This window comes from Thermotoga sp. Cell2 (assembly GCF_000789375.1).
Lineage (GTDB): Bacteria > Thermotogota > Thermotogae > Thermotogales > Thermotogaceae > Thermotoga > Thermotoga petrophila.
Genome location: NZ_CP003409.1, coordinates 684,115 through 706,624, shown reverse-complemented (window position 1 = coordinate 706,624; position 22,510 = coordinate 684,115). Strand labels below are relative to the sequence as shown.

Annotated in this window: 24 protein-coding genes; 15 read left to right on the top strand and 9 right to left on the bottom strand. The window is 46.9% G+C overall.

What is annotated here, in order from left to right:
* Positions 1-64: 64 nt before the first annotated feature.
* From hpt to pfkA, 4 genes are read right to left on the bottom strand one after another with little or no spacing between them, the layout of a single operon-like run.
* On the bottom strand, positions 65-577 hold the full coding sequence (hpt, locus tag CELL2_RS03615; RefSeq protein ID WP_038033324.1) for a hypoxanthine phosphoribosyltransferase: 513 nt from the start codon (positions 575-577) through the stop codon (positions 65-67).
* Positions 577-1,203 (bottom strand): MBL fold metallo-hydrolase, encoded by a 627-nt coding sequence (locus CELL2_RS03610; RefSeq protein ID WP_012896180.1) that lies wholly within the window; start codon positions 1,201-1,203, stop codon positions 577-579. Before CELL2_RS03610 ends, hpt begins: the two co-directional genes overlap by 1 nt.
* A gap of 12 nt (positions 1,204-1,215) precedes the next feature.
* Positions 1,216-2,616 (bottom strand): pyruvate kinase, encoded by a 1,401-nt coding sequence (pyk, locus tag CELL2_RS03605; RefSeq protein WP_011943319.1) that lies wholly within the window; start codon positions 2,614-2,616, stop codon positions 1,216-1,218.
* Positions 2,617-2,629: 13 nt separating this feature from the next.
* Entirely contained in the window at positions 2,630-3,589 is a 960-nt protein-coding gene (gene pfkA, locus CELL2_RS03600) for a 6-phosphofructokinase (RefSeq protein WP_038033328.1), read from the bottom strand.
* A 155-nt stretch (positions 3,590-3,744) separates the two neighbouring features.
* Between pfkA and CELL2_RS03595 the strand changes: the two genes are divergently transcribed.
* Genes CELL2_RS03595 through glyS form a run of 8 tightly spaced genes read left to right on the top strand, consistent with a single transcriptional unit; the run spans position 3,745 to position 11,430 of the window.
* Positions 3,745-3,954 carry a putative signal transducing protein gene (locus CELL2_RS03595; protein WP_008193898.1) on the top strand — a complete coding sequence of 70 codons (210 nt, stop codon included), beginning with the start codon at positions 3,745-3,747 and terminating at the stop codon, positions 3,952-3,954.
* Positions 3,951-5,045, top strand: a complete 1,095-nt coding sequence (gene gcvT / locus CELL2_RS03590; protein WP_011943317.1) for a glycine cleavage system aminomethyltransferase GcvT — start codon at positions 3,951-3,953, stop codon at positions 5,043-5,045. The genes CELL2_RS03595 and gcvT overlap by 4 nt, the downstream gene beginning before the upstream one ends.
* Positions 5,042-5,416 (top strand): glycine cleavage system protein GcvH, encoded by a 375-nt coding sequence (gene gcvH, locus CELL2_RS03585; RefSeq protein ID WP_128080917.1) that lies wholly within the window; start codon positions 5,042-5,044, stop codon positions 5,414-5,416. The genes gcvT and gcvH overlap by 4 nt, the downstream gene beginning before the upstream one ends.
* A gap of 28 nt (positions 5,417-5,444) precedes the next feature.
* Positions 5,445-6,758, top strand: coding sequence for an aminomethyl-transferring glycine dehydrogenase subunit GcvPA (gene gcvPA / locus CELL2_RS03580; protein WP_038033331.1), 1,314 nt, complete (start codon positions 5,445-5,447; stop codon positions 6,756-6,758).
* Positions 6,755-8,179 (top strand): aminomethyl-transferring glycine dehydrogenase subunit GcvPB, encoded by a 1,425-nt coding sequence (gcvPB, locus tag CELL2_RS03575; RefSeq protein WP_038033335.1) that lies wholly within the window; start codon positions 6,755-6,757, stop codon positions 8,177-8,179. The genes gcvPA and gcvPB overlap by 4 nt, the downstream gene beginning before the upstream one ends.
* Position 8,180: 1 nt before the next feature.
* Positions 8,181-8,567, top strand: coding sequence for a RidA family protein (locus tag CELL2_RS03570; protein WP_011943313.1), 387 nt, complete (start codon positions 8,181-8,183; stop codon positions 8,565-8,567).
* Positions 8,568-8,570: 3 nt separating this feature from the next.
* The gene (locus tag CELL2_RS03565; RefSeq protein WP_011943312.1) at positions 8,571-9,431 is read left to right on the top strand and encodes a glycine--tRNA ligase subunit alpha; all 861 of its coding nucleotides are present in this window, start codon (positions 8,571-8,573) and stop codon (positions 9,429-9,431) included.
* Positions 9,412-11,430, top strand: a complete 2,019-nt coding sequence (gene glyS / locus CELL2_RS03560; RefSeq protein ID WP_038033339.1) for a glycine--tRNA ligase subunit beta — start codon at positions 9,412-9,414, stop codon at positions 11,428-11,430. Before CELL2_RS03565 ends, glyS begins: the two co-directional genes overlap by 20 nt.
* On the opposite strand, the gene fliI is transcribed toward glyS, so the two are convergent.
* From fliI to fliF, 4 genes are read right to left on the bottom strand one after another with little or no spacing between them, the layout of a single operon-like run.
* Positions 11,407-12,723 (bottom strand): flagellar protein export ATPase FliI, encoded by a 1,317-nt coding sequence (gene fliI / locus CELL2_RS03555; protein WP_038033341.1) that lies wholly within the window; start codon positions 12,721-12,723, stop codon positions 11,407-11,409. The two genes, glyS and fliI, sit on opposite strands and share 24 nt — an antisense overlap.
* Positions 12,683-13,393: a FliH/SctL family protein gene (locus tag CELL2_RS03550; RefSeq protein ID WP_038033343.1), complete on the bottom strand. Its 711-nt coding sequence runs from the start codon at positions 13,391-13,393 to the stop codon at positions 12,683-12,685. The genes fliI and CELL2_RS03550 overlap by 41 nt, the downstream gene beginning before the upstream one ends.
* Position 13,394: 1 nt before the next feature.
* Positions 13,395-14,402, bottom strand: coding sequence for a flagellar motor switch protein FliG (gene fliG, locus CELL2_RS03545; protein ID WP_012310706.1), 1,008 nt, complete (start codon positions 14,400-14,402; stop codon positions 13,395-13,397).
* A gap of 4 nt (positions 14,403-14,406) precedes the next feature.
* Positions 14,407-16,005, bottom strand: a complete 1,599-nt coding sequence (gene fliF, locus CELL2_RS03540; RefSeq protein WP_038033344.1) for a flagellar basal-body MS-ring/collar protein FliF — start codon at positions 16,003-16,005, stop codon at positions 14,407-14,409.
* Between the two features lie 49 nt (positions 16,006-16,054).
* Between fliF and ecfA2 the strand changes: the two genes are divergently transcribed.
* On the top strand, positions 16,055-16,855 hold the full coding sequence (ecfA2, locus tag CELL2_RS03535; RefSeq protein ID WP_038033346.1) for an energy-coupling factor ABC transporter ATP-binding protein EcfA2: 801 nt from the start codon (positions 16,055-16,057) through the stop codon (positions 16,853-16,855).
* Positions 16,852-17,085 (top strand): RNA-binding S4 domain-containing protein, encoded by a 234-nt coding sequence (locus CELL2_RS03530; protein ID WP_008193867.1) that lies wholly within the window; start codon positions 16,852-16,854, stop codon positions 17,083-17,085. The genes ecfA2 and CELL2_RS03530 overlap by 4 nt, the downstream gene beginning before the upstream one ends.
* On the opposite strand, the gene CELL2_RS03525 is transcribed toward CELL2_RS03530, so the two are convergent.
* Positions 17,054-17,749 (bottom strand): biotin--[acetyl-CoA-carboxylase] ligase, encoded by a 696-nt coding sequence (locus CELL2_RS03525; protein WP_011943304.1) that lies wholly within the window; start codon positions 17,747-17,749, stop codon positions 17,054-17,056. The two genes, CELL2_RS03530 and CELL2_RS03525, sit on opposite strands and share 32 nt — an antisense overlap.
* Before the next feature lie 53 nt (positions 17,750-17,802).
* On the opposite strand from CELL2_RS03525, the gene CELL2_RS03520 reads away from it, so the two are divergent.
* The 5 genes from CELL2_RS03520 to CELL2_RS03500 are packed head-to-tail and all read left to right on the top strand — an operon-like array spanning position 17,803 to position 22,506.
* On the top strand, positions 17,803-18,741 hold the full coding sequence (locus CELL2_RS03520) for an aminocyclopropane-1-carboxylate deaminase/D-cysteine desulfhydrase family protein (protein WP_038033348.1): 939 nt from the start codon (positions 17,803-17,805) through the stop codon (positions 18,739-18,741).
* Entirely contained in the window at positions 18,741-19,451 is a 711-nt protein-coding gene (locus CELL2_RS03515; RefSeq protein WP_052123920.1) for a DUF554 domain-containing protein, read from the top strand. The genes CELL2_RS03520 and CELL2_RS03515 overlap by 1 nt, the downstream gene beginning before the upstream one ends.
* A 30-nt stretch (positions 19,452-19,481) precedes the next feature.
* Entirely contained in the window at positions 19,482-19,955 is a 474-nt protein-coding gene (gene nuoE / locus CELL2_RS03510; protein ID WP_011943301.1) for an NADH-quinone oxidoreductase subunit NuoE, read from the top strand.
* On the top strand, positions 19,952-21,589 hold the full coding sequence (nuoF, locus tag CELL2_RS03505; protein ID WP_012310703.1) for an NADH-quinone oxidoreductase subunit NuoF: 1,638 nt from the start codon (positions 19,952-19,954) through the stop codon (positions 21,587-21,589). Before nuoE ends, nuoF begins: the two co-directional genes overlap by 4 nt.
* Before the next feature lie 59 nt (positions 21,590-21,648).
* On the top strand, positions 21,649-22,506 hold the full coding sequence (locus tag CELL2_RS03500) for an AEC family transporter (RefSeq protein WP_012310702.1): 858 nt from the start codon (positions 21,649-21,651) through the stop codon (positions 22,504-22,506).
* The last annotated feature ends 4 nt before the right edge of the window (positions 22,507-22,510 follow it).

Sequence of the window (22,510 nt, the reverse complement as noted above, 5' to 3'; positions counted from 1 at the left end):
TATCTGGAACACAATGAAAGACACCATCATCAAAACGATGAGGGCGAAGACGAACACAAACCCTTTATTCCACATAGCCTATGTAGGGAAGATTTCGGTATTTTTCATCGATGTCGAGTCCGTAACCGACCAGGAACTTATCGTCCACTCTGAATCCCACGAAATCCAAGGGAACTCCGTGATCGTGAACTGCTTTTTCTATGAGACTCACTATCCTGAAATCTCTTGGGTTGTATTTTTTCAGGTATCGAACTATGTACTGCAAGGTGAGGCCGGTGTCAACGATGTCTTCCACAAGGAGCACGTATTCATCGTGTATCGACTCATCGATCCAGGATTTCACTCTGATCCTTCCCGTTGAAGAGGTACCTTGATAGCTCGAGACATGAATGAAGGAGTATTTGACATTCAGTTTTCTTATGTTCAACATGAGGTCGCTGAAGAAGTGTACGGAGCCCTTCAGGATACATACGGCGTGTATGGTGTCTGTTTTGCCCAGGTAGTAATCTTCTATTTCCCCTGCCAGTTCTTTGATTCTCTTCTTTAGAGTCTCTTCGTCTATCAACACTTTTATCATCACTGCACCTCCATGACAACAACTTTTCTTTCTTTCGGCTTTTCAAAGAGTTCAAGGATGTTTCCCACACGTTCGTATGAATCGAAGAGTTTCAAAAAATCATCGACGGAGAGAAGATTGAATTTCAGGTACTTCGTTTTGTAGTGCATCGGAATGATGACTTTCGCGTTCAGCAAATCCGCTACTTCCTTTGCCTCCTTCGGTCCAATGGTGTAAGTCCCTCCGACGGGTACCAGTAAGACATCAACCTCACCTATTTCTTTTACCTGAGCAGGAGTAAGTACGTGTCCAAGGTCTCCCAGGTGGCATACTTTTATACCTTCCCCTTCGAATACGAAGACGATGTTTTTACCCCTTTCTCTTCCATGTAATGGATCGTGAAAGGTCTCCATACCCTTTATCCTTACACCGTTCACGGTGTAAGTACCAGGTCTGTCTATTACACGGAAGTTTCCCTTCACAAGATGATGTGCGTTGTGATCGAAATGCTGATGACTTTCCGTTACGACATCAGCGGTTACGTTTGGTATGGGATATCCCACACTCTCATCGAAAGGATCTGTAACGATCGTTTTCCCTTCCATCTCCAGAGCAAAACATGCGTGTCCAAACCAGGTGATCTTCATAGCGATCCCCCCTCAATCCACCCTCAACACCCGTATGGTGTTCGTCGTTCCCACCTTCCCTGGAACGCCGGAAGTGAGAACCACCAGATCCCCTTTTTCTGCTAAACCCATTTCTTCCACTTTCTTCAATCCTTTTTCGATGAACTCCAGCTCCTGAGAGCACTTTTCGGCGAGAACGGGTATCACTTTCCTCACGAGAGAAAGTCTGTAGTAGGTTTTCTCTTCTGGTGTCAGAGCCACAATGGGTTGAGAAACGTTGTACTTCGAGACACGAATGGCGGTACTCCCGGATATGGTGGGTGTGATGATCAGCTTCGCGTTTAGAGATTCAGAGAGCTGCCAGCAGGCGTGTGATATGGCCTCAGATATGTCGCTGGTATCGTATTCTATCGTTCTGAAAAATTCCAGCTTTTTTTCGGCCTCTTCTGCTACTTTGCTCAACACTTTTATGGCTTCCAGGGGATGTTTTCCAACCGCTGTTTCCGCTGTGAGAAGCAGGGCGTCCGCTCCATCAAAGATGGCGTTGGCTATGTCGGTGACCTCTGCCCTCGTGGGGAACGGATTTTCTATCATCGATTCGAGTATTTGAGTTGCGACTATAACTGGTTTGGAGTAGTACTTGGAGAGTTTGATGATTTCTTTTTGAACGATAGGAACTTCTTCTATGGGTATCTCCACTCCCAGGTCACCGCGTGCGACCATGATTCCATCGCTTACCTTTATTATCTCTTCGAGACGTTCCAGGGCCTTTTTCGTTTCTATTTTAGAGATTACAGGTATTTCGCTTCCGTGTTTTCTGATCTCTTCTTTTGCCTTGAGCACGTCCTCTGGTTTTCTCACAAAAGAAAGAGCGAAAAATTCAACATTGTGCAATGTTCCGAGCTTTATGAATTCTCTGTCTCTGTCCGTTATGGATTCCACCGAGAGGTCGGCTGTTGGTACGTTCACACCTCTCCTGTGTGTGATCTTTCCACCGACTTTCACCACTGTTTTCACTTCTGTATCGGTCGTTTCAATTACTTCAAGCACTATTTCTCCATCGCTCAACAGAATGGTGTCTCCTTTTTTCACGTCCTGTGGAAGAGAACTGAGGTTCACCGAAACCATATGTTCGTTTCCAAGTATTTCCTTTGTGGTGAGAGTGAAGATCTGGCCCTCTTTCAATTCTACAAACTCTTTTTCGAGATATCCAGTTCTGATCTTCGGACCCGCAAGATCGATCAGAACGGCTACGGGTTTTTTCTTTTTCTCTCTCAACTCTTTGATTTTGAGTATTTTCTGTTCCTGTTCGTTCCAGTCGCCGTGTGAGGTGTTTATTCTGAAGACGTTCACTCCAAGATCTATCATCTTTTCTATCATTTCGTAGCTGTCTGTTCTTGGTCCAACCGTACACACGATCTTTGTATTTCGCACGATTTCACCCCGTTCATGAAAGCATATAGGCTATTTCGTAGAGTTTCTTGTCGATCGTTTTTTTCGTAGAGAGCGCTTCCATTATGGGGACTCTCACGAGCTTGTTACCCTGAAGAGCTATCATCACATCTACCTCTCCGTCCAGAAGGGCATCGACCGCTTCAATTCCCATACTTAGTGCCAATCTTCTGTCGAAAGCCGTTGGAGAGCCACCTCTCTGTACGTGTCCGAGGATGGTAATCCTCGTTTCGTAGCCTATCCTGTATTCAAGGTGTCTTGCAACGGTGTAGGCACTCGCTGCACCTTCAGCGACTATGATTATGCTGTTGATCTTTCCTCTTCTTCTTTCTTCGAGGATCCTATCGGCGAGCTGTGAATAATCCACAGGAATCTCTGGTACTATGATGGCTTCTGCACCAGTCACCAGTCCCGCCATGAGAGCGATGTAGCCGGAGTGTCTCCCCATGACTTCCACAATGAAAGCTCTCTCATGCGAACTGGCAGTGTCTTTGAGCTTTTGAACAGCGTCCATCACCGTGTTCAAACACGTGTCCACACCTATGCACATGTCGGTCAATCCGATGTCGTTGTCTATGGTCGCTGGGATACCGACGACGGGTATTTTGTGCTCTTCGTAAAGGAGATGAGCGCCGGTGAGACTCCCCTCACCACCTATGACAACAAGTCCTTCTATACCATGTTTTTTTATCTGTTTCGCAGCGAGTTCTCTGCCCTCTTCTGTCTTGAACTCCTCACATCTGGAAGTTCTCAGAATTGTTCCACCCTTTTCTGTGATTCCTGCCACATCTTTGTATTCGAGTTTTACGAAGTCACCGTCGATGAGGCCTGAGTAACCTCTTCTCACACCTATCACTTCCAGCCCATGCCTGACGCCGTACCTGACGACCGCCCTCACAGCTGCGTTCATTCCAGGTGCGTCTCCACCGCTTGTAAGAACTGCTATCTTCTTCAAGGCAATCAGCCTCCCCGTAAACTGTTTGTTCTCTTCAATGAGAGTTTAGCATATGCGTCAAAAGTGATAAAATGTACATGGGTTCCCTATGTCAATTTACCACTTCTCTGTGATATTAACAAACTCTGAATCTTGGTGTAAGGAGGATTAAAATTTTGAGGTGGGAAACTTTAATTGAGGGAAGTGAACTGGAGGTAAAGATGATCGAAGATATATTGAAAGAAAACGAAATACCTTACGTAGTTGAAACGTGTGATGATGTTACACCGAGAGCGATTTTTGGTTCTTCAGCCCTCATGGTGATAAAAGTACCAGAGGAATTTTTAGAAGAAGCAAAGAGAATTCTGGAGGAGATGCGGGAATGAAGAGAACACCACTGTTTGAAAAGCACGTTGGACTCGGTGCGAAAATGGTGGATTTCGCGGGGTGGGAGATGCCTCTTTATTACACATCCATATTCGAAGAAGTGATGGCGGTCAGAAAATCGGTGGGGATGTTCGATGTCTCTCACATGGGGGAATTTCTCGTTAAGGGACCCGAGGCGGTTTCTTTTATTGACTTTCTTATAACGAACGACTTTTCTTCACTTCCGGATGGTAAAGCGATTTACTCTGTCATGTGCAATGAAAACGGTGGAATCATCGATGATCTTGTTGTGTACAAGGTGAGTCCTGATGAAGCTCTCATGGTGGTGAACGCGGCAAACATTGAAAAGGACTTCAACTGGATAAAATCCCATTCGAAGAATTTCGATGTCGAAATATTGAACATTTCAGATACAACCGCCCTCATAGCGTTTCAGGGCCCCGAGGCACAGGAGACCCTCCAGGAGCTAGTTGAAGACAGTCTCGAGGAAATTGCCTATTATTCTTTCAGAAAGAGTATTGTAGCCGGTGTAGAGGCTCTTGTCTCAAGAACGGGATACACAGGTGAAGACGGTTTCGAACTGATGCTTGAAGCGAAGGATGCACCGAAAGTCTGGGATGCTCTGATGAATCTGCTCAGAAAAATCGACGGCAGACCCGCAGGTCTTGGGGCGAGGGACGTTTGTCGACTCGAAGCAACCTACTTGTTGTACGGTCAGGACATGGATGAGAGTACGAATCCTTTAGAAGTGGGGCTTTCCTGGGTTGTAAAACTGGACAAAGACTTCGTGGGGAAGGAAGCGCTATTGAAAGCGAAGGAAAAAGTGGAAAGAAAACTCGTGGCACTTGAGCTCTCAGGAAAAAGAATAGCAAGAAAAGGCTATGAAGTTTTAAAGAATGGAGAGAGAGTGGGAGAGATCACAAGTGGTAACTTCTCTCCAACTCTTGGGAAGTCGATAGCGCTGGCTCTCGTTTCAAAATCGGTGAAAGTTGGAGACCAATTGGAAGTGGCGTTTCCTGGTGGAAAGCTTGTAGAAGCTCTGGTAGTAAAAAAACCATTTTACAGAGGCAGTGTGAGGAGGGAGGTTTGAAGATGAAAAAGTACACGAAAACTCACGAATGGGTGGTAGTTGAGGACAAGGTAGCAACGGTTGGAATCACGAATCACGCTCAGGAACAGCTCGGTGATGTGGTCTACGTGGATCTTCCTGAAGTCGGCAGAGAGGTGAAGAAAGGGGAAGTTGTGGCGAGTATAGAATCCGTGAAAGCCGCGGCGGACGTGTACGCTCCTCTCAGTGGGAAGATCGTGGAAGTGAACGAGAAACTCGATACTGAACCAGAACTCTTGAACAGGGATCCAGAGGGAGAGGGCTGGCTTTTCAAAATGGAAATATCCGATGAAAGTGAACTCGAAGATCTTCTGGATGAACAGGCTTATCAGGAATTCTGTGCTCAGGAGTAGTTTCTCATAGAAATCCGGAGGTGTCTCAATGAACTATCCTTACATTCCACACACGGATGAAGATATCCGTGCTATGTTGGAGTTCATAGGAGTTTCTTCCATAGAGGATTTGTTTTCTTCAATTCCCGTTTCTGCCAGGTCGTCTCTGAATATTCCGGAATCCAGAGATGAGTTCAGTGTTTTCAAGCGGTTGAAAGAGATTTCTGAGGTGAACGCTTCTCTTGAAGACTACGCTGTCTTTCTCGGAGCTGGGGTTTATAAAAGGTACGTTCCTACGGTCGTTTACGATCTTGCGATGAAGCCCGATTTTCTCACCGCTTATACACCGTATCAGGCGGAGGTATCCCAGGGAACCCTCCAGGCTCTGTTTGAATACCAGACCATGGTATGCGAACTAACGGGAATGGAAGTGGCGAACGCGTCCATGTACGATGGAGCCACCGCTCTGGCAGAAGCGGCTTTGATGAGTTTTCGACTCACCGGAAAGGAAAAAGTGGTTGTGGCAAGGTCCGTTCATCCCGAGTACAGAGCAGTTTTGAGAACTTATCTCGAAAAAAGAGGTTTCACCGTGGTGGAAGCCGGATACGACGAAACGGGAAGGGTCTTGTTAGAAGAGGTCGATGAGGAAACGGCAGCGATAGCCGTTCAGTATCCCAATTTCTTTGGAGTCATAGAAGATCTCGATTATGTCAGGAGCCGATCGGGTAACGCTCTGCTGATAGTGGTTGTAGAACCAGTTTCACTCGCTCTTCTGGAACCTCCAGGAAGCTACGGGGCAGACATCGTGGTTGGTGAGGGCCAGTCGCTGGGACTTCCCATGTGGTTCGGAGGATATTCCCTTGGAATCTTTGCCACAAGAGAGAAGTACGTGAGGCAGATGCCAGGGAGATTGATTGGACAGACCGTGGATCAAGCCGGTAACACAGCCTACACCATGATCCTTCAGACCAGAGAACAGCACATAAGGCGCGCCAGAGCCACTTCGAACATATGTTCCAACCATGCCCACGCCGCTCTGATCGCGGCTGTTTACATGAGTGTGATGGGGCCTGACGGTCTGAGGGAGGTAGCCAGGCGTTCTTACAGCGCCGCTCATTACCTCCAGGAAAGACTGGAAGAAATGGGATTCAAACTGCGCTTTTCGGGAGAATTTTTCAACGAGTTCGTTTTCAACGTGCCGGAGGATTATCCTGAGCGGTGGAAGTGGATGATGGCGAAAAAGATCCTTGGGCCTTTGCCTCTGAAGGGTTTTTACCCGGAACTTGGAGACACAGCACTCGCATGTGCCACAGAGGTGATTTCCAAAGAGGATATAGAAAAGCTCCTGGAGGCGATGAAATGACGATATTCGAGAGGTCCAAAAAGGGAAGAAAAGCATTCCGGCTTCCCGAGAGCGACATTCCAGAATATTCGCTTCCGGATCGATTTCTCAGAAGGACACCTCCGGAGATTCCCGAGGTGAGCGAACCTGATGTGGTGAGGCATTACACAGATCTTGCCAGAAAGAACTACTCTGTGGATCTCGGAATCTACCCCCTCGGTTCCTGCACCATGAAGTACAATCCCAAACTGAACGAAAAAGCTGCGAATCTCGAAGGATTCAGAGAGATACACCCGTATCAGCCTGTCGAAACTGTTCAGGGCAGTCTTCGGCTCATGTACGAGCTGAAAGAAATGCTGTGTGAGATAACGGGAATGGATGACATGACACTTCAACCCGCTGCTGGAGCTCACGGGGAGCTCACAGGAATGCTGATAGTGAGAGAGTACTTTAAAAGCAGAGGGGACACCGGAAGAAAGAAAGTTCTCGTACCGGATTCTGCACATGGTACCAACCCAGCATCCGCTTCGATGGTCGGTTTTGAGGTGGTGGAGATAAAGAGCAAAAACGGTATGGTGGACGTGGAAGATTTGAAAAAACTACTGGATGAAGAAGTGGCTGCGGTAATGCTCACAAATCCAAACACGCTTGGGCTCTTCGAAAAGGACATACTGAAAATAGCAGAAATGACGCATGAGTGTGGTGCCCTTCTCTATTACGATGGTGCGAACCTCAACGCGGTCATGGGTAAAGTGAGACCAGGAGACATGGGGTTCGACATCGTCCATTTGAACCTGCACAAGACGTTTTCCACTCCCCACGGAATGGGAGGGCCCGGATCTGGGCCAGTTGGTGTGAAAAAGCATCTGGTGGATTTTCTGCCCTTCCCCCAGGTAAGGAAGAACGGAGAACTTTACGAACTCTTCGTTCCTGAAAAGACCATAGGACGTGTGAGGAGTTTCTTTGGAAATTTCCCAGTTCTCGTAAAAGCGTACACGTACATTCTCACGATGGGAAGAGACGGCCTTGAAAGAGTGAGTGAAATGGCCGTTTTGAACGCGAACTACTTGAAGAAAAAAATTGAGAAGTTCTTGGAGATTCCATACAACGGGTTCTGCATGCATGAGTTTGTAGCGAGCGCGGAGAAAGTGTTCAGGGAAACCGGTGTGAGGACACTGGATATTGCGAAGCGAATACTGGACTTTGGTGTGCATCCTCCCACAGTTTACTTTCCACTCATCGTTCTGGAAGCACTCATGATAGAACCAACTGAGACTGAAAACAAAGAAACGCTGGATAAGTATGCCGAAATCCTCGAAAGAGTAGTAAAAGAAGCCTATGAGAATCCCGATGTTTTGAAAAACGCTCCTCACAACACACCGGTTCGAAGAGTCGACGAAGTGCTCGCTTCGAAGAAACCCGTGTTCAGGTGGAGGGGGTAGTATGAAGCGCTTTATCGAAACCGATAAGGCTCCAAAGGCCATAGGTCCGTACTCTCAGGCGGTCGTTGTCGGAAACATGATGTTCGTTTCTGGTCAAATTCCCATAGATCCAGAAAATGGTGATCTCGTTCAGGGCACCATAGAAGAAAAGACTGAGAGAGTTCTGGAAAATCTGAAAGCAATACTGGAGGCGGGCGGTTTCTCCCTGAAGGACGTTGTGAAGGTAACGGTGTTTACGACCAGTATGGACTACTTCCAGAGAGTCAACGAGGTGTATTCCAGATACTTTGGAGACCACAGGCCCGCCAGGTCGTTTGTGGCGGTTGCTCAACTTCCGAGAAACGTAGAAATAGAAATAGAAGCGATCGCTGTGAAGGAAGGGGAGTGAAGGATGTATCTTCAGGATGTGATAATGAAACTGAACGATTTCTGGGCGTCTAAAGGTTGTCTTTTGGAACAACCTTACGATATGGAAGTCGGTGCCGGAACGTTTCACCCCGCCACGTTCTTTGGAAGTCTGAGAAAAGGTCTATGGAAAGTGGCCTACGTTCAGCCGAGCAGGAGGCCGACCGATGGTAGATATGGAGAGAATCCCAACAGATTGCAGAGGTACTTCCAGTACCAGGTGATCATAAAACCCTCCCCTGAAAACTCTCAGGAACTGTATCTTGAGTCCCTGGAGTACCTCGGTATAAACCTGAAGGAACACGACATCAGATTCGTGGAGGACAATTGGGAGTCTCCCACCCTCGGAGCGTGGGGTGTTGGTTGGGAAGTGTGGTTAGACGGCATGGAGATAACCCAGTTCACATATTTCCAGCAGATTGGTGGAATTTCTCTGAAGGACATTCCTCTCGAGATAACCTACGGGCTGGAAAGGATCGCCATGTATCTTCAGGGAGTCGATAACGTTTACGAGGTACAGTGGAATGAAAACGTGAAATACGGTGATGTGTTCCTTGAAAACGAAAGAGAATTTTCGGTTTTCAACTTCGAAGAAGCCAACGTAGGACTCCTTTTCAGGCATTTCGATGAATACGAGAAGGAGTTTTACAGACTTGTGGAAAAAAATCTCTACCTCCCTGCTTACGATTATGTGTTGAAATGTTCTCACACGTTCAACCTTCTCGATGCACGCGGAGCGATAAGTGTTTCTCAGCGACAAACCTACGTGAAACGTATTCAGGCGATGGCAAGAAAGGTTGCGAGAGTTTTTCTGGAGGTGCAGGTTAATGAGAACAGCCCTGCTTGAAGTGGGACTCGAAGAACTTCCCGCGAGCGAATTCCACAGTATTCTGAAACAGCTCGAGGAAAGGTCGACTGAACTTCTCAAAGCGTACAGAATTTCTTCCGGATCTGCTGAAGTCTTCGTTGGAAGCAGACGTTTTGGTGTGATTCTCAAGAATCTCCCGGAGAGACAGGAGGATTTTACAGAAGAGAAGAAAGGTCCACCACTGAACGTTGCCTACGATGAAAACGGTAAACCGACCAAAGCGCTCGAAGGGTTTTTGAGGAACAACAACGCTTCCCTGGAGAACGTGGTTCACAGGGAGGGGTACATCTATTTATCGCGAGTTGTTGAAGGAAAGCCTGTCGAAGAAGTTCTCCCAGATCTGTTCAGAGATCTCGTTCTTGGTTTGAATTTCAGGAAACCCATGAGATGGGGTTCCGGTGAACACGAATACATCAGACCTGTTCACTGGATTGTGGCGATGGTTGATGGAAGAGTTCTTGACCTAGAAATCTTCGGTCTTAGATCGTCCAGAATCTCTTACGGCAAAAGGTATCACGCTGGATCGATCGAAATTCCAGATCCGGAAAGGTACTACGAATCTCTCAAAAAGGGATTCGTGATTTCTTCCCATCTGGAGAGAAAAAAATTCGTCCTCGAACAGATCGATGAATTTGAAAAAAGAAGTGGTATGAAGATTGAACGCGATGAAGAACTCATCGAAGAGATAGTGGCGATAACGGAGTATCCCAGAATCGTTGTTGGGCAGTTCGACCGAAAATATCTCGAACTTCCAGAAGAGATTATAGTGACCGCCGTGAAACATCACCAGCGCTCTTTTATAGCACATAAAGAGACCCTGACGAACACCTTTGTGGCTTTTCAAGACGGTCCACAGCCACCGGAGAACGTGGTTAAGGGATACGAGAGAGTCATAAACGCTCGATTGGAAGACGCGCGATACTACTTCCAGAAGGATCTCGAGACTCCGCTGGAAAAGATGAATGAAAAGCTCAAAGAAATCGTTTTTCAGGAGAAACTCGGAACACTCTACGACAAGGTGGAAAGGATAAAGAAAATATCGCAGAGGCTCTGTGAAGATCTGAAACTTCCAGAGATGTTCACACAGAAGGTCCTGGAAGCCGCTTCTATATGCAAAGCAGACATCGCTTCGAAGGTGGTGTACGAGTTCCCGGAGCTACAAGGTGTTATGGGCAGGATCTATGCCCTGAGGGAGGGAATAAACGAAGAAATAGCAACGGCCATAGAAGATCATTACTCCGAAGAGCCACAGACAGTGATAGGTTCCATTCTTGGAATAGCGGATAGAATCGACACCATCGTGGGAAATTTCGCCATAGGCAACGTTCCCACGAGTTCTAAAGATCCGTATGGCCTGAAAAGTAAAGCTGACACAATCTTCAGGATCATAAGGAAGAACGAGTGGGATATTTCTCTGGAAGAGCTTCTCACTTTCGCTTCTTCACTGGTGAAGTACCATCTTTCTGAAGAACTGGAAACGTTCTTTGCAGGCAGGTTCTATCAGTTTCTGATCAACGAACTTGGAATATCCTTCGACGTGGCAAGAGCGGTGAATCACCTGTGGAAGAAGCCCCTTCGCGGGATCCTCTCTGCGGAAGCCCTCCAGGAGATATCTGAAAAACCCGAGTTTCAAGACCTGTTCGTTGGATTTGAGCGAGTCCACAACATAACGAAGAATCACGACTCCACCAAATTCGATGGAGCCCTCTTTGAGAAAGAAGAAGAGAAAAAGCTGATGAACAAGTTCTACGAAGTCAAAGAAAAAGTTTTGAAAGCTCTGGAGAGGTTGAACTACCGTGAGGCGCTTCAGTATCTGATCGAATTGAAACCCTACATAGACGAGTACTTCGACAATGTCTTTGTGATGGTGAAGAGGGACGACTTGAGAGTGAACAGGTTGAGCTTTCTGAAAAACATCGACGAACTCTTCATGATGGTAGGAGACATGACTTACTTAGTCAAGAGATCTCAGGTATAGATCCAGAAGTTTCTGAAGGGTTTCCTCGAATGAAGCTTTTTCAAAGACACCCTGTTTCAGAAAGGAATCGATCTCGTCTTTCATTTCCACAGCTTTGTCAACGAGTGGATTGGTCCCACTCTTGTAAGCACCGATTTCAATCAGATCTTTTGCGGATTCATAAGCCGACATCAGCGATCGGAGGCGGTTCGCCGCCTCTCTGTGTTCTTCGGTGACGATATCGTTCATCAATCGGCTCACACTTGCAAGAACGTCGACTGCTGGGTAGTGATTCGATTCGGCAAGTCTCCTCGAAAGAATTATGTGTCCATCTACGATGGATCTGACAGTGTCGGAAATGGGTTCGTTGAAATCGTCCGCTTCAACGAGCACGGTGTAAATCGCTGTTATGCTGCCTTTATCTGAGTTTCCTGCCCTTTCGAGTATCTTTGGAAGGCCGGCAAAAACACTTGGTGGATACCCCCTGGTGGTGGGAGGCTCTCCCACTGCGAGTCCCACTTCTCTCTGGGCCATGGCCCATCTGGTGAGAGAGTCCACCATCAGAAGAACATCGTATCCCAAATCTCTGAAGAATTCCGCTATACTGGTGGCGGTGAGAAGAGATTTCACTCTGGCAAGGGCAGGCTGATCGGAGGTTGAGACCACCAGTATGGACCGCTTCAGCCCCTCTTCTCCAAGGTCCCTCTCTATGAATTCTCTGACCTCTCTTCCGCGCTCACCGATGAGAGCCAGCACGTTAACATCCGCCGTTGTGTTTCGTGCAATCATTCCAAGAAGTGTGCTTTTCCCAACACCGCTACCCGCGAAAATCCCTATTCTCTGGCCCTTGCCCACTGTTATGAGGCCATCTATCGATCGTATGCCCACTGGTAGAGGATCTTTTATTCTTCGTCTTTTCAGAGGGTTTGGAGGGTTGTTGGTCAGAGGGTATCTGTCTTCCGGAACGAAGGGCTTTCCATCTATTGGACGTCCCAGGCCATCGAACACCCTTCCGATCATCTTTCTGCTGACACCGACTTCGAGTACTTTGTTAGTTCTGATGACTTCACAGCCCATCTTCAATCCGGAGACATCCTCGTAAGGCATGAGAATAACGCTTTCTTCCCTGAAACCAACCACCTCTGCGAGTGCGTTCTTGCCGTTTTGAAGTGAAATTTTACACATTTCTCCAAGAAAAGCGTCTGGTCCTTTTGATTCCACGGTGAGCCCTACCACTCTTGTGACCCTTCCGTTGAATTTATTGAAATCTTCTTCACTCAACTTCTTTTTCAGTTCTTTCAGTATATCCTTCAAATCCTACCACCTCTTCGAAGATATCCTCCACGAGTTCCCATTGATGAGAGAACGTTTTGTCCAGGATTCCAAAATCTGTCTCGACGATGACGCCGCCTCTTTCTACATTGGGATCCGGTATCAAAGTTTCTTTGCTGACTTCACTGAGGTCCAGTTTTTTTGCATCTTCTGGATTTATCCTGATCTTCACATTTTTGATGCCCACTAATTTTGATAAAGCGCTCCTCAACTTTCTTTCCACTGCTGACTCGTCCATTTCCTTTTCAAGGATCTTTTTGAAGAGGATCTTGAGTATATCGAGAAGCTCTGGAAGTATCTCTTCTATTCTCTGGTTTACTTGTTTCTGGATCTTTTCCTTCAAAGCAAGAATGTATTTCTGGAAATCGTCCTTCATTGTTTTTGCTTCTTCTAAGACTTTCTTTGCTTCAAGCTTTAAAGCTTCAGCCTCGTTGTAGGCGTTGCTTAAGATTTCCTCTGCGTCTTTTCTGGCACCTTCAATGATTTTTCTGGCCTCTTCCTGAGCTTCGGAGAGGATCTTTTCTCTAATTTCTTTGATCTTTTGGATTTCCTCTGCTGTGTTCTCTTTTGTTTTTTCTTCTTCCGCTTTTTCTTCTTTTTCTATTTTTCTCGGAAGGTCTATGTAGAACACATCATCCTTTCTGAGAAGCATACTACATGATCAGCTCCTCTCCTCCACCTCTTGCGATAACGATCTCGCCGGCCTCTTCCAGCCTTCTTATGATGTTTATTATCTTCTGCTGGGCTTCCTCCACATCTTTGAGTCTCACAGGACCCATGTATTCGAGTTCGTCTTTCAGCAACGCGGCAGCTCTCTTTGACATGTTCTTGAATATCTTCTCTTTCAGCTCGTCGGAGGCTCCTTTCAAAGCGAGGGCCAGATCCCTCGTGTCCACTTCCCTCAGCACAAGCTGTATCGATCTGTCGTCGAGCTTCAGAATGTCTTCGAAGACGAACATCCTTCTTCTTATCTCATCGGCCAGTTCGGGGGTCTCCTGAACCAGCTTGTCCATGATCTTCTTCTCAGTGGTTCTGTCCAGGCTGTTCATTATCTCTGCAGCTGTATCGATTCCACCTACCTTGCTGAACGTTCGGCTCACGAATCCAGAGATCTTTTTCTCCAGGTTCCTTTCTATCTCTTTAACAACTTCTGGAGAAGTGCGTTCGAGCAGGGCTATTCTCTTCAGAACTTCTGTCTGAAGCTCTTCGGGAAGCGCTCCAAGAATCTGAGCCGCGACAGGGGGATCAAGGTAACTCAGAACAACCGCTATAGTCTGCGGATGTTCGCTTTGGAGAAAGTTCACGAGCTGGACGGGATCTGTGTCTCTTACGAAGCTGAAAGGTTTGACCTGCAAGGAAGAGGTTAACCTTTCTATGATTTTTCTTGCTCTTTCAGGCCCGAATGCTTTTTCCAGAACTTTTTTTGCGTACTCTATACCACCTTCTGATATCATTTCTTTTGCTTTGGCGAGGCTCAGGAATTCTTCCAAAACCTGCTTTTTTTCCTCTGGAGAAACCCTTCCAATATTTGCGATTTCCACCACCAACTGTTCCACCGTTTCCTCATCAAGGTGTTTCATCACCTGGGCTGCTTTTTCGGGTCCAAGGGCCACCAGAAGGACTGCGGCCTTTCTTTTACCATCAGTCTTTTTCTCGGGCATATCCTCATCCCCTTTCAAAGAACCACAGTCGGACTATCTCGGCGATGTCGGAAGGTGAACGGGAAAAGATGTTCTCCAGCTCTTCTACAAGTTCGAGCAGTTCCTTTTCTTCTGGCGATACCTCTTCCTCCTTCAATTCTTCCTGGAGGATTTCTTTCACCTCTTCTTCCAGTTTTCTTCTCCGTTCTTCTGCGAGTCTTCTTGCCCTTATTCTTCTTATTTGAACGATCACAAGATAGATGAGTATGAACGTGAGAAATCCAAGCAGGGCTATTCCCACCGAGTACAGGATGAACCTTCTTCTCGTTTTAATCTGTTTCAACTCTTCCTGAAGAGCTCTTTCGATGGAGCGATCGAATGGCAAAAAGGCAACCGCGACGCTGAGAGAGGCGGAAGACGTTATGGAGCCCACCCCTTTTTCCACGAGATCGTTTATCACACCGCTCCAGTCACTGCTGTTTTGCAGGACAGAAGAAGAGGCATCGATTATGACGGCGACGGAAAGCGAGGAGATCTCCCCTTCGCGATTCTGTATTATCTTCTGATACACTTCGTTCAATTCGTAGTTGGTGATGGTATGGGTTCGTTCGTAGGTACTCGTTCCTTCGGATGTGGCTGATGGATAGGTGAGAGGCGGTATGTTCGAATCCGTTCCCGCTGGTCCTCCGGTTGGAGAAAGGTTTTGGCTCTTCTCCACCTGCGTCTCCTGACTCCTCACCAGACCTTCTCTTCTGGCAGGTGCTTCGTACTTTTTCATCTCCGTTTCTATCTTGGACCAGTTGATGGATATGTCTGGTATTACCTCCACCCTTCCAGGGCCGAAGACACTTTCCAGTGCTTTCTTTATTTTGCTTTCGTAGTATTTTTCAAGCTGTTGTTTCAATTCCAGTTTGCTGGAGGCAAGGAAAGTTCCTTCGTCTGTTTCTAACATATCGCTCAGCGATCTGGAGTAGTTATCCACTACCCTCACGTTCTCCGGTTTCAACCCTTCAACGGCTCCTGAGACGAGCTCAACGATTCCTCTCACCTGTTCGCGGGTGAGTTCTGCACCGGGTTCCAAGACTACGAGAACTGATGCTCGAGGTTCTGCCATCTCACCACGAACGTAATAGGTGTACTTCGGAAGGACCAGGTGAACTCTTGCATCTTTCACACCTTTTATCGTCATGATGCTTCTTTCGAGTTCCTCCTGTAAAGCGATCTGATATTTGACCTGCTTGTCGAAGCTCGTGGCCCCGAAGGAGTTTTCGTTGAGTATCGAAAAACCTTTCCTTGAACTTCCAAGAACCCCTTCAGACGCCAGTTTCATTCTGAGTTCATAGACGTTGTAACTGTCGGGAACGTATATATCTCCCCCAGGGGATACTTTGTAAGGAATGTTCATCTCCTCGAGCTTCTGGATGATCACACCTGCCTCGTCTTCGTTGAGGCCAGCCACAAGGAGTCTGTAGTGAGGAACGGACGCTACAACGGCGAACAGAACGATCGTTATTACAAGGGCAATCCCTATTCCTCCCACGAGGAATTTCCTTTCTCGAGACATAGAATTCCATAATTCTACAATCTTTTTCCAGAGATCTCTCAATCGTTCAACAATGTTCATAGAGTCATTCACCTCTCGTTAAATTTTACCACGTGATATAATTTTCAACATGAGAATAGAAGTAGTCAACGTCTCTCACATCTTTCACAGGGGAACACCCTTGGAGAAAAAAGCACTCGAGAATGTAAGCCTTGTGATAAACGAAGGAGAATGTCTCCTTGTTGCTGGGAACACGGGATCTGGGAAGTCGACCCTTCTTCAAATTGTAGCAGGTTTGATAGAACCCACTTCAGGTGCCGTGCTTTACGACGGAGAAAGAAAGAAAGGTTACGAGATAAGAAGGAACATAGGAATCGCTTTCCAGTATCCCGAGGATCAGTTCTTCGCGGAGAAGGTTTTTGACGAAGTGGCTTTCGCCGTGAAAAACTTCTATCCAGATAGGGATCCTGTTCCCCTGGTGAAGAAAGCGATGGAGTTCGTGGGACTGGATTTCGACTCTTTCAAAGACAGAGTGCCGTTTTTCCTGTCCGGCGGTGAGAAGAGAAGAGTAGCGATCGCTTCTGTGATCGTTCACGAACCGGATATTCTCATCCTCGATGAGCCTTTAGTGGGGCTGGACCGGGAAGGGAAAACAGACCTTCTGAGAATTGTTGAGAAGTGGAAGACCCTTGGAAAGACGGTCATTCTCATTTCTCACGATATCGAAACAGTTATAAATCACGTGGATCGTGTGGTGGTACTCGAGAAGGGAAAGAAGGTCTTCGACGGGACCAGAATGGAATTCCTTGAAAAATACGACCCTCGCTTCTTCACGAGCAAGATGCTGGTTATGAGAAGATTAGTTTTGAAAGGAGAAGACCCCTTCTCAATGAGCGACGATGAGCTTTTGGAAAGGGTGTGCAATTCATGAGATTAGATTTGTTTCTCAAGATCTCGGTGGTGAAGAGAAGAACGATTGCCCAGAAACTTCTGAAAGGGCAGAGAGTTTTGGTGAACGGAAGACCCGCGAAAGCCTCGTACGAGGTAAAGGACGGAGACATCGTGGAGGTGTTCTTACCAACCAAGAAAATAACCCTAAGGGTTGTGGGAAACGGAGGCTACGAAATCCTCAGTGAGGAGAGAGTGAGTAAACCTTTTTGATCTCTCCGTCGAAGTCTATTAACAGACTGTCAGGGTTTATCTTTACGATCTTTCCTTTCTTTCCTTCCAGAGATATGATATCTCCTTCTTTCTGAAGAAGGTATCTTTTCCAGATCCTCGTCAGAGCTTCTTTTTTCTTTGAATACTTTCTGAAAATCACGCGTGCGTTCTTCAATATCGACTCTATGAGTTTCACAACGCTGATTTCTTTTCCCGTGATTTCCTTCAGACTGATCGCTCTTGTTTTCAACTCGGCTGGGATTTCGTTGTTCACGTTCATCCCCACTCCCACGACAACGGCGAGAGGTTTTGCACCTTCAAAAATTCCCTCTGAGAGAACTCCTGCGAGCTTTCTCCCGTTTATGTACACGTCGTTGGGCCACTTTATGTTCGCGTGTATTTTCATGTTTTCAAGAGTCTTCACAACCGCTACTGAGAACACCCTTGTGTAAAACGAAAGCTCCAGTGACTTTCTCGGTTTGAAAAGCACAGAGAACCATAGTCCACCCCTTGGAGAGTGCCAGTGTCTTCCGTTTCTTCCGTATCCTGAGGTCTGCTCCAACGCAACCACTACCGTGCCATCGGGATAGAAGCGGTAATTCTCTTTCAAGAAACGATTCGTGGAGTCTATGGATTCGAAAGAAATGATCTTTTCTCCTATCAATCTCTCTCCCTCCCGTGCTACAATTCTAACAAACAAAAAGAGGGGGGAGACGAATGAGAATCGATCTTTCCCTTAAACCCACACCTGTTCAGTTTCTCAAAAGACTCTCGGAAGAATACGGGTTCAACATCTACGTTAAAAGAGACGATCTCACAGAGCTTGTGGGATCGGGCAACAAAATCAGAAAGCTGGAGTATCTTCTCTGGGAAGCTCTTAAAAAAGGAGCAACAACTGTCTTCACCTGTGGAGGTCTTCAGTCGAACCATGCCAGAGCAACGGCATACGTTTCGAGAAAACACGGTTTGAAACCTGTTCTCTTCCTCAGAAAAGGAGAGAAGGTTCTGAACGGAAATCTTCTCCTCGACATTCTCCTCGGTGCTGAAATAGTGGAGGTCTCCCCGGAAGAGTACGAACGCATCGATGAGATCTTCGATGTTCACAAAAAGATGAGAGAGAAGAAAGGTGAAAAGGTGTACGTGATACCCGAAGGGGGATCGAACTCCCTTGGGGCCTTTGGCTACTTCAATGCGGTGCTGGAGATGAAAGATCAATTGAACCTCGAATCTTTCGATGCTATCGTGTGTGCTGTTGGAAGTGGCGGAACCATAGCGGGTTTGTCAGCTGGAATTTCCTTTCTGGAATATCACGTACCTGTGGTGGGTGTGAACGTCACCACGAAAAACTCGGATTATTTTGTGGGGAAGGTGAAAAGAATAATTAGTGGTATGGAAAAGTACGGTCTGAGAGTCAACGAAACCGTTTTCGAAGTGGTGGACGATTACAGAGGGCCGGGATATGCGATTCCGTCCAGTGAGGATGTGGAGATCTTGAAAGAAGTAGCTTCGATAGAAAGTATCATCCTCGATCCGGTCTACACGGCAAAAGCCTTCAGAGGAATGATCGAAATGTTCAGAAATTCAGGAAAGAACGTTCTTTTCATCCACACGGGGGGAATATTCGGTCTGTTCGCGCAGAGCGGGAGGTTGGTATAATGTTTCACTACGCTGTTCTTCTGAACGCACTTGGAGTTTTGATCGGTGCGTCCGTGGGTTTCCTGTTCAAAAGAAAGATTCCTCAGAGATTACACGACATCCTTTTCACGGTGATAGGACTCACCACAATGGGCATAGGTATCCGGATGGTCACGCAGGGTGATGATTTTTTGATGATTCTCCTCGCACTCGTTGCAGGCGGCATCATCGGAGAGTTGTTCAGAATAGAGGACAGAATAGAAGGTATTGGGAAGAAGTTCAGTAATTCTCAGGGGTTTGCGGAGAGTTTTCTCACTTCTTCGCTTCTCTTTCTGGTTGGTCCCATGACCATAGTGGGATCCATAAACATAGGACTCACGGGAAACGCGGATTTGATACTCGTGAGAACGGTGCTAGACACAGTGTCAGCCACAGTGCTCACGGCAACCTTAGGAACAGGGGTTTTTCTCTCGGCAGTTTCTGTGTTCCTCGTTCAGGGACTTCTCGTTGTTTTCGCAAAGAACCTGACTTTTCTCACAGGTGATGCGTTTATCTCCGATTTTGTTGGCACAGGTGGTGTCATGATTCTGGGTCTTGGAATAAGGATTCTTAAACTGAAAGAGGTAAAGGTTGGGAACCTACTTCCGGCGCTGGTTTTGATTCCTATTTTTGACTGGTTGAAAAACTTTTTTAAATGGCACAGAAAAAGTGGTATAATTTTTCGTGAATGATTGTGAAATTTTTGACGAGGGGGAGTGAAGATGAGGGAGGTAATAGTAGAGATCGTCCAGAAAGCTAAAGAGACAGCAGAAGAGAGAGACGTTTTGATAAACACCCTGCACGAGATACAGAAGCGCTTTGACAACTTCATACCACCGGAGGCTGCTGAGATCGTGGCTGAAGAGCTTGGCGTGCCGCTCTCCAGAGTGTACGAGGTGTTGACGTTCTACACCATGTTCTCGACAAAACCGAAGGGAAAATACGTGATAAGGGTTTGTGAGAGTCTTCCGTGTCATGTTGAAAACGGGAGAGAAGTGGTCAAAGCCCTCAAGGAAATTCTGAAAATCGACTTTGGCCAGACCACTTCTGATGGTCTTTTCACACTCGAAATGACGAGTTGTCTGGGCCTTTGTGGTGTTGCACCGGTGATCATGGTGAACGACGAGTATTACGGTAATATGACACCTGGTCGTGTGAAGGATCTCATAGATAGACTGAGAGGTGAGTCGCTATGAAACCGATAACAGTTCTGGTCTCAGTTGATTCGAACAGTGTGTTGATGGGTGCTCGTCACTTTCTCAATTACTTCAGGGATCTTGTGAAGGAACACAATCTCGAAGATACCGTCGATGTACTGGAAACGGGTAGCATGGGAATTTATCCAGAAGGAGTGATTGTTTCCGTTCTTCCCGACGGTGTTTTCTACGTTGTGAGGAATGAATTGGATGTGAAGAGGATCTTCGAAGAGCACATTCTCAAGGGAAGGAGAGTGTTCGATCTTGAAGTTCCCGAGAGTCAAATAAAAGGAACCGTTGAGGTAGAGAAGGTGGCCGAAGAAACTCGTATCGTTCTAAAGAACGTAGGAGAGATAGATCCCACTCGTATAGAGGAATACATCGCAAGAGACGGTTATTTTGCCCTCGCCAAGGCACTCCAGATGGAACCAGGAGAGGTAATCGAAGAGATAAAGAGAAGTGGGCTGAGGGGAAGAGGTGGAGCCGGTTTTCCAACAGGTCTGAAATGGGAATTCACCTACAAAGCTTCTGCCGACCAGAAATATGTTCTGTGCAACGCCGATGAAGGAGAACCCGGTACCTTTAAAGACAGGCTCATCATGGAGGGTGATCCTCATTCTTTGATAGAGGGCATGATCATAGCGGGGTACGCGGTTGGTGCAACGAAGGGTTACATATACATAAGGGGAGAGTATCACAGTTCGATAGAAATCTTGAAAAAAGCTGTAGAACGGGCTTACGAGTACGGATTCCTCGGTGAGAACATCCTCGGAAGTGGATTCAACTTCGATCTGAAAATAAGGCTCGGGGCGGGAGCTTACGTGGCGGGAGAGGAGACGGCGTTGATAGAGTCCATAGAGGGGAAACCCGCTCGACCCAGGCTGAAACCTCCTTACCCTCCCACCTTTGGTCTCTTTGGAAAACCCACCGTTGTGAACAACGTGGAAACTTTTGTGAACGTTCCAAGGATAATAATGAACGGTGCGGAGTGGTTCAAAAAGTTCGGCACCGAGTCTTCTCCTGGGACGAAAGTGTTCTCCCTCGTGGGTAATGTGGTGAGAAAGGGAATCGTGGAAGTGCCAATGGGAGTGACGGTGAGAGATCTCATCTTCAAATTTGGTGGGGGGATTGAGGGTGGCAGGAAGTTGAAAGTGGTGCAAACGGGTGGTAGTGCAGGAACGTTCATCGGACCAGACAAACTCGACGTTCCACTCGATTTTGATTCTTACGCAAAGTACGGAGTTTCTCTCGGATCAGGAGTGATTCTCGTTGCTGACGAGACTCACTGTGTGGTGGATCTCGCACTCACCGTTATGAGGTTCTTCGAACACGAGTCGTGTGGGAAGTGTACACCGTGTCGGGAAGGTACGAGGATGATCGTCAATATTTTGGAGAGAATAAGCAGAGGCGAAGGCAAAAAAGAGGATCTCGATACGTTGAGGGAGATCGCTCGAAACGCAGGGGAAACTTCTTTCTGCGGACTGGGTCAAAGCATTCCGGTTCCTCTGCTCTCGATCGTTGACAACTTCGAGGAAGAATTCAGAGCCCACATAGGCGCTGATAAATGTCCGGTGGGTGTGTGTGAGTTCAAGAAAAAGAAGGAAAAGAAGAAAATTGGTGTTAGAAAACCATAAAGAGGGCGTCAAAGAGACGCCCTCTTTTTCTGGTAGAATTCCTCTCAGGGGTGCACTGAATGGAATTTTCGGTCATCATACTGATCGGTTATCTGACGAAGAAATTTTTCGAAAGAGATACTGGTAAGGTCCTTTCGAAACTGGTGGTGAATTTCACACTGCCTGCGGCGATCTTCTACAGTTTTTCCACTTCGCGTTTTCACTTTTCGAAGTTCGCCTTCACTGCAACGGGTATTTTGAGTAACCTTCTTCTCATCTTTCTTGCCTTTCTGTTTTTCTCGAGAATAAAGGACCCAAGAGTGAGAATCCCGATCATTCTCTCTTTCGTTGGTTTCAACACAGGTTTGTTCATGTATCCTCTGGCGGAAAGCCTCTGGGGAGAAGCATCGGTGGTTAACTTCGCCCTGTTCGACTTGGGGAATTCTTTCTTCATATTTGGTGTGGGGAAAGCAGTGGCTGAGCAGAACAAAAAGGGAATACTGAAGGTTTTCACCTTTCCACCGTTTCTGTTCCTCCTTGTCGGAATAACGATGAACAGCCTCAAAGTGGTTCCACCTGGTATTGTTCTCGATGTTGCGCGGACGATAAAGAACGCTAATGCCTTCCTCGTGTTTTTTCTTGTGGGATACTATCTCAGCTTCAGATCGGTTTACGACAAATTCCGTCTGATTTTAATGGCGGGACTCGTAAAGTATGCCGCCGGGTTGCTTGTTGCTCTGATCGCAGTGAAGATCTTCTCTCTTTCTTCTTTCGAGGAAATGAACCTGTTTCTTTCACCGCTTCTTCCTTCTGCCATCATGACACTCGTGTACTCGGTTGAAAAGGGTTACGATGCGGAACTCGCGAGCGGGCTCATCACTTTCTTCACGATCGTTTCAACGTCCATAATCATGGCGGTAAACTATACATGGGGGTGATGCG

What these genes read in the sequence shown, in the direction of transcription:
- fliF (WP_038033344.1), bottom strand. Translation starts at nt 16,005, where the DNA reads ATGAACATTGTTGAACGATTGAGAGATCTCTGGAAAAAGATTGTAGAA.
- CELL2_RS03610 (WP_012896180.1), bottom strand. Translation starts at nt 1,203, where the DNA reads ATGAAGATCACCTGGTTTGGACACGCATGTTTTGCTCTGGAGATGGAA.
- glyS (WP_038033339.1), top strand. Translation starts at nt 9,412, where the DNA reads ATGAGAACAGCCCTGCTTGAAGTGGGACTCGAAGAACTTCCCGCGAGC.
- ecfA2 (WP_038033346.1), top strand. Translation starts at nt 16,055, where the DNA reads ATGAGAATAGAAGTAGTCAACGTCTCTCACATCTTTCACAGGGGAACA.
- CELL2_RS03530 (WP_008193867.1), top strand. Translation starts at nt 16,852, where the DNA reads ATGAGATTAGATTTGTTTCTCAAGATCTCGGTGGTGAAGAGAAGAACG.
- CELL2_RS03520 (WP_038033348.1), top strand. Translation starts at nt 17,803, where the DNA reads ATGAGAATCGATCTTTCCCTTAAACCCACACCTGTTCAGTTTCTCAAA.
- CELL2_RS03570 (WP_011943313.1), top strand. Translation starts at nt 8,181, where the DNA reads ATGAAGCGCTTTATCGAAACCGATAAGGCTCCAAAGGCCATAGGTCCG.
- CELL2_RS03500 (WP_012310702.1), top strand. Translation starts at nt 21,649, where the DNA reads ATGGAATTTTCGGTCATCATACTGATCGGTTATCTGACGAAGAAATTT.
- nuoE (WP_011943301.1), top strand. Translation starts at nt 19,482, where the DNA reads ATGAGGGAGGTAATAGTAGAGATCGTCCAGAAAGCTAAAGAGACAGCA.
- fliG (WP_012310706.1), bottom strand. Translation starts at nt 14,402, where the DNA reads ATGCCCGAGAAAAAGACTGATGGTAAAAGAAAGGCCGCAGTCCTTCTG.
- nuoF (WP_012310703.1), top strand. Translation starts at nt 19,952, where the DNA reads ATGAAACCGATAACAGTTCTGGTCTCAGTTGATTCGAACAGTGTGTTG.
- CELL2_RS03565 (WP_011943312.1), top strand. Translation starts at nt 8,571, where the DNA reads ATGTATCTTCAGGATGTGATAATGAAACTGAACGATTTCTGGGCGTCT.
- gcvPB (WP_038033335.1), top strand. Translation starts at nt 6,755, where the DNA reads ATGACGATATTCGAGAGGTCCAAAAAGGGAAGAAAAGCATTCCGGCTT.
- CELL2_RS03550 (WP_038033343.1), bottom strand. Translation starts at nt 13,393, where the DNA reads ATGCTTCTCAGAAAGGATGATGTGTTCTACATAGACCTTCCGAGAAAA.
- gcvT (WP_011943317.1), top strand. Translation starts at nt 3,951, where the DNA reads ATGAAGAGAACACCACTGTTTGAAAAGCACGTTGGACTCGGTGCGAAA.
- hpt (WP_038033324.1), bottom strand. Translation starts at nt 577, where the DNA reads ATGATAAAAGTGTTGATAGACGAAGAGACTCTAAAGAAGAGAATCAAA.
- gcvPA (WP_038033331.1), top strand. Translation starts at nt 5,445, where the DNA reads ATGAACTATCCTTACATTCCACACACGGATGAAGATATCCGTGCTATG.
- CELL2_RS03515 (WP_052123920.1), top strand. Translation starts at nt 18,741, where the DNA reads ATGTTTCACTACGCTGTTCTTCTGAACGCACTTGGAGTTTTGATCGGT.